The organism is Neptunomonas japonica JAMM 1380 (assembly GCF_016592555.1).
Classification (GTDB): domain Bacteria; phylum Pseudomonadota; class Gammaproteobacteria; order Pseudomonadales; family Balneatricaceae; genus Neptunomonas; species Neptunomonas japonica_A.
Map to the genome: position 1 here is coordinate 1355047 of NZ_AP014546.1, position 13016 is coordinate 1368062.

10 protein-coding genes are annotated in these 13016 nt (G+C 44.1%); 7 read left to right on the forward strand and 3 right to left on the reverse strand.

Annotated features, from left to right (window positions below; all coding sequences use genetic code 11):
• Window positions 1-18: 18 nt before the first annotated feature.
• The 7 genes from NEJAP_RS06155 (at window position 19) to NEJAP_RS06185 (ending at window position 8400) form a co-directional block, all read left to right on the forward strand.
• Window positions 19-1179 carry a M20 aminoacylase family protein gene (locus NEJAP_RS06155; RefSeq protein WP_201349786.1) on the forward strand — a complete coding sequence of 387 codons (1161 nt, stop codon included), beginning with the start codon at window positions 19-21 and terminating at the stop codon, window positions 1177-1179.
• Between the two features lie 66 nt (window positions 1180-1245).
• Window positions 1246-2280, forward strand: coding sequence for a TRAP transporter substrate-binding protein DctP (dctP, locus tag NEJAP_RS06160; protein WP_201349787.1), 1035 nt, complete (start codon window positions 1246-1248; stop codon window positions 2278-2280).
• A 118-nt stretch (window positions 2281-2398) separates the two neighbouring features.
• The gene (locus tag NEJAP_RS06165; RefSeq protein ID WP_201349788.1) at window positions 2399-2914 is read left to right on the forward strand and encodes a TRAP transporter small permease; all 516 of its coding nucleotides are present in this window, start codon (window positions 2399-2401) and stop codon (window positions 2912-2914) included.
• Between the two features lie 25 nt (window positions 2915-2939).
• The gene (locus NEJAP_RS06170; protein ID WP_201349789.1) at window positions 2940-4286 is read left to right on the forward strand and encodes a TRAP transporter large permease; all 1347 of its coding nucleotides are present in this window, start codon (window positions 2940-2942) and stop codon (window positions 4284-4286) included.
• A 46-nt stretch (window positions 4287-4332) separates the two neighbouring features.
• Window positions 4333-5514 carry a M24 family metallopeptidase gene (locus tag NEJAP_RS06175; RefSeq protein ID WP_201349790.1) on the forward strand — a complete coding sequence of 394 codons (1182 nt, stop codon included), beginning with the start codon at window positions 4333-4335 and terminating at the stop codon, window positions 5512-5514.
• 257 nt (window positions 5515-5771) lie between these two features.
• Window positions 5772-6368, forward strand: a complete 597-nt coding sequence (locus NEJAP_RS06180; protein ID WP_201349791.1) for a 2-hydroxychromene-2-carboxylate isomerase — start codon at window positions 5772-5774, stop codon at window positions 6366-6368.
• Window positions 6369-6516: 148 nt separating this feature from the next.
• On the forward strand, window positions 6517-8400 hold the full coding sequence (locus NEJAP_RS06185; protein ID WP_201349792.1) for a methyl-accepting chemotaxis protein: 1884 nt from the start codon (window positions 6517-6519) through the stop codon (window positions 8398-8400).
• Window positions 8401-8556: 156 nt separating this feature from the next.
• Here NEJAP_RS06185 and nirD read toward each other — a convergent pair whose 3' ends face one another.
• From nirD to NEJAP_RS06200, 3 genes are read right to left on the reverse strand one after another with little or no spacing between them, the layout of a single operon-like run.
• Complete coding sequence (nirD, locus tag NEJAP_RS06190; protein ID WP_201349793.1) at window positions 8557-8895, reverse strand: nitrite reductase small subunit NirD; 339 nt, start codon at window positions 8893-8895, stop codon at window positions 8557-8559.
• Window positions 8896-8905: 10 nt separating this feature from the next.
• Window positions 8906-11449, reverse strand: a complete 2544-nt coding sequence (gene nirB / locus NEJAP_RS06195) for a nitrite reductase large subunit NirB (RefSeq protein ID WP_201349794.1) — start codon at window positions 11447-11449, stop codon at window positions 8906-8908.
• The gene (locus NEJAP_RS06200; RefSeq protein ID WP_201349795.1) at window positions 11446-12786 is read right to left on the reverse strand and encodes an NAD(P)/FAD-dependent oxidoreductase; all 1341 of its coding nucleotides are present in this window, start codon (window positions 12784-12786) and stop codon (window positions 11446-11448) included. The genes nirB and NEJAP_RS06200 overlap by 4 nt, the downstream gene beginning before the upstream one ends.
• Between the last annotated feature and the right edge of the window lie 230 nt (window positions 12787-13016).

The window sequence follows — 13016 nt, forward strand, 5'->3', positions numbered from 1 at the left end:
ATTCTTGGAGATTTATCCATGACCATAACCCCGCAATTAATTACCCAGATGACAGAATGGCGTCGCCACATGCATCGTTTTCCAGAATGCGGATTTGATTTGCCGTTGACCGCCGATTTTATAGCCGAAAAATTAGAAAGTTTTGGTATAGAAGTCACGCGCAACATTGGGCAGCAAGGCATTGTTGGGGTATTGCGTTGCGGGAATGGCGACGCAAGTATTGGTTTGCGGGCCGATATGGATGCACTGTTTATTCAGGAAGCTAATAGCTTTGAGCATCGCTCCTGCCATGATGGGAAAATGCATGCCTGTGGGCATGATGGGCACTCCGCTATGTTACTGGGCGCGGCTTGTTATTTAGCGAATACAAAAAGCTTTAATGGCACAGTGCATTTTATCTTTCAGCCAGATGAGGAGCATGGAGAAGGCGCTCAAGCGATGATAGATGATGGTTTGTTTGAACGCTTTCGCATGGATTCTATATACGGGCTGCACAACATGCCGGGCTTACCTGAAGGGCAGTTTATGGTTCGTCCAGGCTCTCTAATGGCTAGTGAAAGCAGTTTTGAGATTGTCATTAATGGAGTGGGTGGTCATGCGGCTATGCCGCATCGAGGTATTGATCCGATTGTTGTAGGCTCGCAAGTTATCTTGGGGCTGCAAACAATTGTGTCGCGTAACCTCAGTGCCATTGAAGAAACAGCCGTCGTCTCTGCAACTGAGTTTGTTACTAATGGAACCGTGAACGTTATACCTTCTCAGGTGACGATTAAAGGCGACTGTCGCTGCTTTACCGAAGACAGTTTAGCGAAGATTGAACAGTGTATGGAGCGGATCGTTGCCGGCATTTGTCAGGCTGCTGGTGCTCAATACAGCTTTACGTTTACCAACACATTTTACCCAACGGTAAATAATCCGTTACAGACCGAGCATGCCATTAATGCGGCTATCGCCGTGTTGGGTGAAAGCAATGTCGAAACGAACTGTTTACCTCTCACGATATCAGAAGATTTTTCCAGCATGTTACGCGTCAAACCCGGCTGTTATGCCCTTATGGGCAATGGCGTGGAATCTGTTGGTGGTTGTGCTTTGCATAACCCTGAATACGATTTTAACGACCGTATTCTTGAGCATGGAGCACACTATTGGGTGCAGCTAGTCTGCGATCAATTGAAGTAACCTTTCAACCAAAACTACAACCTAAAACATAACCTTAATTCTAAAAATAAAATTTGAGGAAGACCCATGAAAACACTACTAACCACCGTATTAGCTCTAGGTATCAGCTTTGGCGTCAGCGCCGAAACATGGAAGTTTGCCTCTGAAGAAGATAAAAAGGATGTACAGGATATTTTTGCGCAATCTTTTGCAGACACTATCAAAAAGGAATCTGACGGCGATATTCGCGTTAAGGTTTATTACTACGGACAATTAGGGACTGAGAACGATATTGTCGAGCTAACGGCTAAAGGAACGGTACAGTTTGTATCGGTGGGTACCGGCCATTTGGGCTCGTACGTACCGGAAGTTCAAGCTCTTAGCGTGCCTTACGTATTAGGCACCGAGACGGATGTTGTACGTAAAGTGCTGACAGGTAGCAAAACTATTTATAACGATCTAGCCGATCGCTTTGAGAGTGTAAACCTTAAGCTACTCACTATGATTTCTGAGGGAGAAATGGCATGGGGAGCTAACAAAGCTATCCGTACGCCTGAAGATTTTGCAGGACAGAAAATTAGAACATTCACTTCAACTATCCCAGTAGAGACTTATAAAGCTTTTGGTGCAACACCAACACCTTTGTCTTGGGGGGAAGTCTATGGCGCGCTTCAGTTGAAAACGGTTGATGGCATGGTTAACCCAATTTACTTTGTGTACAACGCTAAGTGGCACGAAGTGCAGGATTACCTGATGTTCCCAGGGCAGCAGCCTTATGTAGGTACCGTATCGACTAACAGCAAATGGTTTAATGGGTTGTCGCCTGAGAAACAAGTGATGGTGCGTAAAGCGATTACCGTTGCTGAGCAAGATGCCCATGATTATCAGTTACGCATTAACTCAGAAAACATGGATAAAATCATGTCTGAGCGCCCTAATATGCAGATCGTGACCTTGACTGCAGAGGAGCGTGCACGCTTTAAAGAGCTAAGCCAGTCTTTGCATGAAACTTACTATGACGTAGTAGAAAATGCTTACGATAGTGCTGAAAAAGCCGCTGCGCGTAAGGGCGCAGAAAAAATTCTTGGCAACTTGATCCAAGAAGTTAAGGACGCATCTTAATCCTGGATGATTATCAGGTAGCGTGTGGCTTATCAGTTAGATAAGCCTTCACGCTAATTGATTCATTAATGTGTCAGTTAGCCACAAGCGCGTAGTGCGGCTTGTAAGGTGTGTTCTTATGAAAAAGATATTCCTCCAAATTAGCAACGTTACTGAGTTGATAGAAAAGTTTGTTGTTATCTCTTCGATTCTACTCATGATGGCTAATTCAACTGCCAATGCCATCGGGCGATATGTTTTCGGTAAGAGCCTATTTTTCTCAGAAGAGTTAAATCAGTTTTTGATCGTGGCAATCACCTTTATTGGCTTCGCCTACGCCGTGCGCAAAGGTCGTAATATCCGAATGACCGCTGTGTATGACTCTTTGGGATATACCGCTAAGAAAACAGTATCGATCTTGATAGCGATCACTGCCAGTGTATTAATGCTTTATCTCTCTTATAAAGCGGTCTTTTACGTCATTGAATTAAAAGATCTTAATCGCTTAAGCCCAGCCCTGCAGCTTCCGGTATATATCATTTACGCCATTATCCCAGTGGGGCTATTTGTGGCGGGTATCCAGTATCTGATTACTTTCTTTATGAACATTACCCATAAAGAGATCTACTTATCGTTTGAAGTAATTGATAGATAATCGATAGTGTTATGGGTGAAATATTATGAGTTCGATTTTTGAGTTTTTATCAGATGTTGTAGCGGGTGAGCTCGATACTTACGTTATTACCTTCGCGCTTGTCGTGACGATGGTTGTTTTGTTGTTTCTTAGTTTTCCTATGGTTGTGCCTCTAGCCGTTGGAGCATTGTTAGGGTTAGTGCATTTTTCAGGTATAGATACCGGCGTAATTATTCAGCAAATGGTTACAGGGATCTCGCCAAATGCATTAATCGCAGTTCCGATGTTTATTCTGGCCGCCGACATTATGACCCGGGGGCATACGGCGCATAATTTGTTGGGCTTGATTGAAGCGTTTGTTGGACATCTTCGTGGTGGCTTACCCATTACGGCGTGTATTAGCTGTACATTATTTGGTTCTGTATCAGGCTCTACGCAGGCTACGGTAGTCTCTGTTGGCCAGATAATGCGGCCTAAACTATTGCAGGCAGGCTATAAAGATAGCTTTGTCATGGCGCTCATTATTAACGCCAGTGATATAGCCTTTTTGATTCCGCCAAGCATTGGTTTGATCCTCTACGGAACACTAGCAAACACTAGTGTGGGTGAGTTGTTTATTGCAGGTATTGGCCCTGGAATACTACTGGCCATTATGTTTTCTGTGTATTGCTATGTGTATAGCGTTTACCAAGGAGACAGCATTGCGCTGGTCGAAAAAACATCCAACAAACAGAAGCTTCTGGCCATTAAAAAAGCACTACTGCCTTTGGGTTTCCCTGCATTAATCGTAGGTGGGATCTATTCAGGAGCCGTTACGCCAACAGAAGCTGCATCCTTCTCGGTGCTCTACGCCATTATTGTTGAGTGCCTCATTTACAGAGAATTGAAATACAAAGATATCGTGGATGCTGCATTAAGTACGGGATTAATTACCGCAGTGGTATTTATTCTTGTAGGGATGGGACAGGCATTTTCTTGGTATATCTCGTTTGAACAGATTCCACAGGACTTATTAGCGCCGTTGAATCTTGAAGGTGCATCACAAGAATACATTTTGTTTGTTATTGCTTTGAGTTTCTTTGTGGGTTGTATGTTTGTTGATTCACTGGTGGTTTTGGTTATTTTAACGCCAATCTTTGTGCCCATTGTTGCGGCTGTAGGGCTAGACCCGGTACTCGTCGGTGTGATGATTACACTACAGATGGCTATTGGTTCGGCAACGCCACCGTTTGGGTGTGACATCTTCACTGCGATTGCCATTTTTAATAAGCCGTATCTGGAAGTGATAAGCGGGACCTTGCCGTTCATTCTGATTCTATTCTTGATGTCTGCATTGTTGATCTTTTTTCCGAGTATATCTTTGCTCTTGCGTGACCTGGCATTTGGGAATTAAACAGGCCTCACGACAGTGCAAATAAAAATAAAAGTTGAGTAATTTTATGACAAATATCCTGACGGCCCCATCGCGTGGTTTTGAGCATAGCGAATTTGAAATACGTACTGAGAAGCTACAAAGTCGTATGGCCGGGCAACAAATAGATGCTGTTTTTTTTACAACTGAACCTGAGTTCCGCTATTTCAGTGGTTTTAAGTCGCAGTTCTGGGAAAGCCCGACACGACCTTGGTTTTTGGTTGTTCCTGCCAAAGGTAAACCTATAGCTGTTGTACCGGAGATTGGTGTAGCGGGCTTTGAACAAACCTGGATCGAAGATGTTCGCAGTTGGCCTTCTCCAAGACCTATGGATGATGGTGTCAGCTTACTTGCTGATACGCTGAAAAGTGTTGCTAAGGGTTCGCATCATATTGGTGCGATGCTTGGCCCTGAAACGCATTTACGTATGCCAGCTGCTAACTACCAGACTTTGCTAGAGCATTTGCGTTCGCACAAAATAGTGGATGTGAGTGAGATAATACGTGATCTGCGTAGTATTAAATCTTCGGCTGAAGTGGAAAAGCTACGTTTTGCATGCGATGTAACGGCAGCCGGTTTTGATTATCTGCTAAACAACTTAAAAGCAGGTATGACAGAGCGCCAAGCCTGCAAAGCAATGCATTTAGAAATGTTGCGATTAGGTGCTGATTCATGTCCGTATCTGATCTCAGCATCGGGGCGGGGGGGCTACGACAACATCATTATGGGGCCAACAGATCGTCAGCTTACTCAAGGTGATGTGTTGATCATTGATACGGGTGCAAACTTTGACGGTTATTTCAGTGATTATGATCGTAACTTTGCTTTTGGTGACGTTGACCGGGCAACCCATGATGCTTATGAGGCTGTTTATGCTTCCACTGAAGCAGGATTGAATATTGCTGCTCCAGGGCGCACCACAGGAGATGTATGGAAAGCTATGTGGTCAGTTCTGGAGGATGCTGGAGCATTAGGCAATGATGTAGGCCGCATGGGGCACGGGCTAGGTATGCAGCTAACAGAATGGCCGTCGAATGTGGAGGGCGGCGATGTGGTTTTACAAGCGGGTATGATCTTGACCTTAGAGCCTGGGATGACATTTTCCTCTGGAAAAATGATGGTTCATGAAGAAAATATTCTAATCACGGATAATGGCTGTGAAATGCTGCATAAACGCGCATGGTCGACACTTCCTGTCATAACACGCTAACAATGGCTTTGTATAAACAGAGTCATTTGATGAAGCACCTAGCACTACACTGGTTGGCAGTGCTGTTGTTGTCTTTGCTCTGCTGCTTTATAGCTATCAGGTGCTTAAGGAGGCAAGGCGTATTTAAGCCTTAGATAATTGTACTTTTTAGGCTTAATTATCAACATCTCTTTTAAATTCTTTATAACTCCAGGGCGTATATATCCTTTTATAGAAAACTTATTATCAGGTTACTGACAACACTTTGGAGCTTAAAAATGACTAAAAATATACAGTATTACTTTGTGTTAAATTCGCCTTGGAGTTATTTTTCGGGCGCTCGCTTAGCTGATATTGCTAAGGATAAGAGCACCACAGTAGATCTAAAGCCGGTAGTGCTTAGTGAGCTATTTCCACGTACCGGTGGGCAACCTTTAAAGCAGCGTTCTGAGCAGCGACAAGCTTATCGATTGATAGAGTTACAGCGTTGGAGTAGACAGCTGGGCTTGTCTATTCATCTTGAACCAGCTTTTTTCCCTGTTGATGAAAGCCTTGCTATACGTACTGTATTTGCGGCTATTGAAGGTGAACATGACGCCCTTAAACTCGTTATTGCGCTAGGCGCGGCGCTTTGGAGAGATAACCTTAATTTAGCCGATGAACAGGTCATAACGGCTGTATTAGTTGATGTGCAATTACCGGTCACACTTATACAGGCGGCTAAAAATCACCAAAACTACTCTCAACTGTTAAGCGACAACACCAATGAAGCTATCTCTCAAGGTGTCTTCGGGGTGCCATCATTTGTAGTGGGATCAGAACTTTTTTGGGGACAAGATCGGTTAGATTTTCTTGAGCAAGCACTGACTGATTAGGGAGTAGATATAGGGCTAACAAAAACAACCAGTGAGTTAATTGCTTTAAAGAGCAACCAGTACTAAAGTTTATGCGTGTTTTTTTTGTGAATTGGTATTACCAATTTATCTGATGTATTAAAACTAAAATAATAAAAATGAGTACGATATGCCCAAACTGTCCTTTAAGCAAAAACTGATCGCTTTAATTATTATTACTCTTGTTGGAATTATATGTATTAGTACAGTCGCATTTAATACCTTGTATGCGTTAAATAATGCGGCATCACGAGTGTCTCAATTGACCTCTGTTAGTGACACGTTATCCAGCATACAACTGGATATGATCACGGCAGAGAATAATTTAGCTCAACTAACCGATAAAAATTCATCAGCATTTACTGCGAGTGTCACAAAACTGATAAGCAAGTACCAACCATTACTCAAGCAATATGTTGCCAATACAGATTCAGGGCCATTAAAAGAAGCACTAAGGGATACAGAAAATGCTTTTCTTCAATACCATGCATCAATTCTTTCTCAAATAGTGTCACTTAAAAATTTAGGATTTAGTAATGACTCTGGAGTGTTGTTATCACTGCAAAAAAGTGCGGTCCAGCTTGATAGCCAGCTTTCATCATTCAGCACGTTCTACAAACTATTTGTCATTGCTCGCCAATTAGAAAAAGAGTACCTCATAAGCTCGAACAACGCAGCCGCTGATAAGCTTATTGCACAAATGGACCTTGTCGTTAAAAGCTTAAAAGACGCTGAGTTTTATGATGCTTTTGGTAAAGATGTTGAAGCTTATCAAGCGTCGCTTAAGCAAGTTATTGTGGCGGCTTCAGCAAAGAATAAGACTCAGCAGCAAATGTTAAACACACGAACTGCATTTAGTAATGACAGCCAACAAACACAAAAACTAGTAAAAACAGATCTATTGATCAGCGCGCAAGCAAAAGCAGAAAACGCGACCAGTAAAGCTGAGTGGACTTTAGGAGGTGTCAGTATTGCGGTTGGTATTATTGTTACCTTTGTTTTGATTATGATTAGTCTGAAAACAACGGCAACACTCAAACGAATTATCCGCCATCTGCGTGCTATCGCTCAGGGAGAGCTTAACCAGACTATCGCAGTGGATACTAATCACCCCGATGAGTTTGACCAAGTGTCCTCTGCGGTAAATACCACGGCTAACGATTTAAGAACATTGATCGGGCAGGTTATTAGTAGCCAAAAAATGCTCAATCAACAAGCCGCAGAATTAAGTTCGTCTGTGCAAACTATCGCAGAAAACAACAATATAGTGTCTGACCAATCTAATACGTTAGCTAGCGCCACAGAGCAGATTAGTGTGACTGCTAACCATGTTGCTGACAGTATAAAAAGTCTTAATAGTGAAACAGATAGTGCGCACAGTGCTGCAATCAACGGTGGTAATACGATACAACTAGCCATGCAAGCACTGACCAGTACCTCTGATATTGTTGAGCAATCATCTCAGCAGTTAGCGCAGTTGCAAAAAGACTCTCAGAAAATCGACAGCGTGCTTGAAATCATTAATGGGCTAGCCGACCAAACTAACTTGCTTGCACTGAATGCTGCGATTGAAGCGGCACGAGCAGGTGATGCAGGCAGGGGCTTTTCTGTGGTTGCTGATGAAGTGCGTTCTCTTGCTGAAAGAACCGTATCGGCTACCGGTGAAATAACGCAAACGGTTAGAGCAATCCAGAAACAAACGGACTGTGTGATTACTACTATGGAGCAAAGCCAGAGCAGTATCGACAATGTGAAAAAGCAAAGTGATGATGCTCAAAGTGCTGTTAAGCAAATAGAGGAACAAACGCGACAAGCCTCACTGACGAGCAATGACATTTATGACTCGATTGCAGAAGTAGCAAGAACAACCAGTGATATGGCGACTAGCATGGATAGCATTGCGCATGTAATTGAAGATAACAAAGACGCATCACAAGCCATTGTCGTGTCTAGTGATAGCTTGTTAAGCAGCGCTTCTAAAATGGGCCAGATGACCAGTAAATTCACATTATGATTAGGTAAAAAAGGGCTTATTGGTAGCAACCTGGTGCAAAGAGTGTGCAGGTTATTCGTGTGTCGGCAAGTGTGCTGCTGAACAACTAATACAACTGCTCGGTGTCTGCCCATCTACTATTGATATAACGAATAATAGATGGGCGGTCGGTCTTTTTTACGCTGTATTAATCATTACTCTCTCGTTAATGATCTGTGTTTTCCAAACGGGCAGGCTGACGGCGTCGTCCTCTAAGCAACTGCCGTCTTCCAATAGGAAATGTTGCTTATAAAGAGGTGAGGCAACAAACAGCTGTCCCAATTTCGAGCCGATAATTCCACGCGACATAACATTGGCATTACCGAACGGGTCGTATTGGCCAACGGCATATACCTTTTGCTCGTTTGGCAGGTAGAAAAGGGCCACTTGTTCCTCTTTTAAAAGTGCACATACGCCGCTATTTGCGACTAGGTCGTTGATACTGCACAGGTCGAACCATTCATTTTTAGTAGTCATTTTTTTCTCCTCACACCATCATCTTGATGGGTTCAGCGACTGATTTTTCGATCTCATTGGCTGGACGAATTTGGCCGCGTTCTTCAATAAAGACGATGTTGTTGTCGGTTTTTTCGCTGTTAACGAAAGTACGGAAGCGTTTTAATGCGTCCTCATCGTTTAGAGTGCGTTTCCATTCACATTCGTAGGCAGCAATCACATGAGCCATTTGGCTTTCAAGTGCTTCGTTCAAGGTTAGATGATCGTCGATGACTACTTTTCTTAGGTAGTCCAAACCTCCGTCAAGATTTTCCATCCAGACAGATGTACGCTGTAGGCGTTTACCGGTTTTTATATAAAACATCAGAAAGCGGTCGATGTACTTAATTAATGTTTCTTTATCTAAATCGGTAGCAAATAGGTCTCCGTGGCGAGGCTTCATGCCGCCGTTGCCACAAAGATATAGATTCCAGCCTTTTTCAGTAGCGATAATGCCAACATCCTTGCTCTGTGCTTCGGCACATTCACGTGTACAGCCGGATACGCCAAATTTGATTTTATGCGGTGCTCGTAAGCCCTTGTAACGGTTTTCAAGCTCAATGGCGAGGCCTGCGCTATCATCCACACCGTAGCGACACCAAGTGCTACCAACGCAAGATTTAACCGTACGTAAGGATTTGCCGTAAGCGTGGCCGGTTTCCATACCGGCATCAATTAACTCTTTCCAGATAGTCGGTAGTTGCTCAAGGCGTGCTCCAAACAGATCGATACGTTGGCCGCCAGTGACCTTTGTATAGAGGTTATATTTTTTACCGACTTGTCCAATGGCAATGAGTTGGTCGGGTGTGATCTCACCGCCAGGTACACGAGGCACCACCGAGTAAGTGCCGTCTTTTTGCATGTTAGCCATAAAGGTGTCGTTGGTATCTTGTAAACCAACGTGCGGTGTATCAAGAATGTACTCGTTCCAACAAGATGCCAGCAATGAGCCGACCAGTGGTTTGCAGATCTCACAACCATGGCCATGGCCATGCGTGCTTAATAAGCTCTCAAAGGTTTTGATCTCTTCTATGCGGATAATGCTGTAGAGATCTTCGCGGGTATAGGCAAAGTGCTCACAGATGTCGGTGCATACTTCAACACCGCGCTGTTCTAATTCGTAATTAACAAGGTCGGTTAGCAACTGATTACAACCACCGCAGCCAGAAGCCGCTTTCGTGTCAGCTTTAACGTCGCAAACGGTTTGTGCCCCCGCTTCAATTGAGCAAAAAATGGCACCTTTGGTTACATCATGGCATGAGCAGATATGTGCCGTATCAGGTAGCGCGCTAACACCTAAACCGGTTTCTGCATCGTCCCCACCAAAGTTAGGTACGATTAATGTTTCGGGGTTGGAAGGTAGCTTAATACCGTTAAGTGCATACTGTAGCAAGGTGCCGTAATCATTGGCTTCACCCACCAAAATTGCGCCAAGTAACTCATTACCGCTTTCTGATACGACAATCTTTTTATAGATGCCGTTTACTTGGTCATTATAGGTGTAACTCAGCGCTCCTTTGGTATGGCCGTGTGCATCGCCGATGCTTGCAACATCAATGCCCATCAGTTTCAGTTTGGTACTCATGTCGGCACCAAGGAACTGTTTTTCTCCACCAATAAGCTGCTCGACTACCACTTTTGCCATGGTGTAGCCAGGAGCAACTAGTCCGTATATACGGCCATTCCACAGAGCACACTCGCCAATGGAGTAGATGTTCTCATCGGACGTTTGGCAGTTATTATCGATCACGATACCGCCACGCTCACCAACTTCAAGGCCACATTCGCGAGCCAAATTGTCGCGTGGGCGAATGCCGGCAGAGAAGAGAATCAAATCGGTTTCTAATACTTCACCATCAGCAAATTCCATTCGGTGAAAAGCATCATCACCATCGATAATCTGCTGAGTGTTTTTACCGGTATGCACTTGCACGCCGAGCTCTTCAATTTTGCTGCGTAAAAGATCACCGCCACCGTCGTCTAGCTGAACTGCCATCAAGCGGGGTGCAAATTCAACGACGTGTGTTTCTAGCCCCAGATCTTTGATTGCTTTAGCCGCTTCTAAACCCAGTAGACCTCCTCCGACAACAACACCGGTTTTAGCACCGCTTGCCGATGCTTTAATTGCTTCAAGATCTTCAATTGTGCGATAAACCAAGCAATGTTCACGATCATGGCCAGGTACAGGAGGAACAAAAGGAAAAGAGCCTGTAGCAAGCACTAGTTTGTCGTAGAAAAGGGTCGTACCTTTATTCGTATGTACGCGTTGTGCATCACGGTCGATAGAGGTAACCGCTTCGCCAATCAGAACGTTTAGTCCCCAGTTTTGGTACTCTTCAATATGCCCCATCGCAAGATCATCTGCGGTGGCGCCACTAAAGTAGCTGCTAAGATAAACGCGGTCATACGCTAAGCGAGGCTCTTCACAGAAGACGGTTACATTGAACTGCTCCATTTGGCCGCTATCGGCAAGGCTTTGAAGGAATTGGTGTCCTACCATTCCGTTACCAACAACAACGAGGTTTTGCTTGTTCATAGGGTGGCTCCTGTCAGCGCACTATGTGGCTGATTTTCTTGATCTGATATAAAGGGGGCTGATATTGACGTATCTGCCGATACACAAGACGGCGTATCGCTTGTCTGTTCAAGGTTTGAACAAAACGCTTGTCCAAACAGTAAGGTGGGTAATAGCGGTTTTACATTTACCTGCTGCTCTAATAGCTTGAAGTACCAGTTACCGTCTTGTACATCGCCGAATAACACGATGCCAACAATACGCTGGTTTCTGATAATGAGTTTTCGATAAACACGGCGTGATTTATCTTGAAGGACGACAACACGATCTTGTGGTAATCCATCAACTTCGCCAGCGGAGAATAGATCGATACCGGATATTTTGAGCTTGGTGGGTGTGGCGGTGGTGCTGTAATCAGACTGTAGACCAAAGATTAAACGATTTGCCAGAATGCGTGCTTGATCCCATATAGGAGCAACTAAGCCGAATGTTTCACCGCGATGCTCAATACACTCTCCTAATGCGCTAACCTGCTTATCGGATGTGATCAATTGATCGTTTACAACGATGCCGCGTGCAACCTCTAAAGAGGCTGCTTTTGCCAAAAGAGTATTGGGCGTAATGCCTATGGCAACAATGGCTAAGTCTGCCTCTAGCGTTTTGCCATTTTTTAATGTGATATTGCTAAGTGCTGCACTGTTAGCAGAAGTGCTGCCATGAAAAGTTTCAACTTCGGTGTTTAGTAAAGTGTCTATACCGCGCTCTTGTAATGATAAGCGTAGCATCTCTGCAGAACGGGCATCTAACTGTCGATTAAGTAAGTGCCCAGCGCGATGAATAACTGTCGTTTTAATGCCTTTTACGGCTAATCCGTAAGCAGCCTCAAGGCCTAATAAGCCGCCACCAATCACAACGGCATGCTGGGAAAATTGTGCGGTTTCTATAATGGCATCAACATCTTCAAGTGTTCTGAAATCAAAAATGTTATCGAGGTGCTGGCCACTGGCAGGAATACGTGCCGGACGAGAGCCTGTAGCAAAAACCAGTTGATCGTACGTGATTTCAGTACCCGCACTGCTCAGCAGGTGCTGTTTATTTCGATCGATTGAAATAATACGCTCGCCTGAATAAAGGGTGACGTTGTGCTCTGCGTACCACTCGTATGAGTTAAGTACGATCTCATCTTTTGATACCTCACCTGCTAATAGTGGCGATAGCATAATGCGGTTGTAATTGGGGTGGCGCTCTTCACCAAATACAGAGATTTTGAAACGGCCCGGCTGGCGGCGGATGATTTCATCAAGAAGTCTGCCTCCTGCCATACCGCTACCGATAATCACCAAATGTGGTTGTGTCATCGCTAATCTCCAGAATAAAAAAAGGCGCTCAACTCAATACATCAATGTGATGATTGAGAAGAACGCCATTGTTCAGAGCTCAAAGCTCAAAGTTAAATTGTGGTTACAGCTTTTTATATTTTCTTAGATATAAGCGAATAGTGTGCCAATCTAATTATTTGCAATAAAATCATAGAGTTAATGTTTTTTATGCGTGCGCCGGCAATAGTGTTTTATGTGCGGTGCACCAA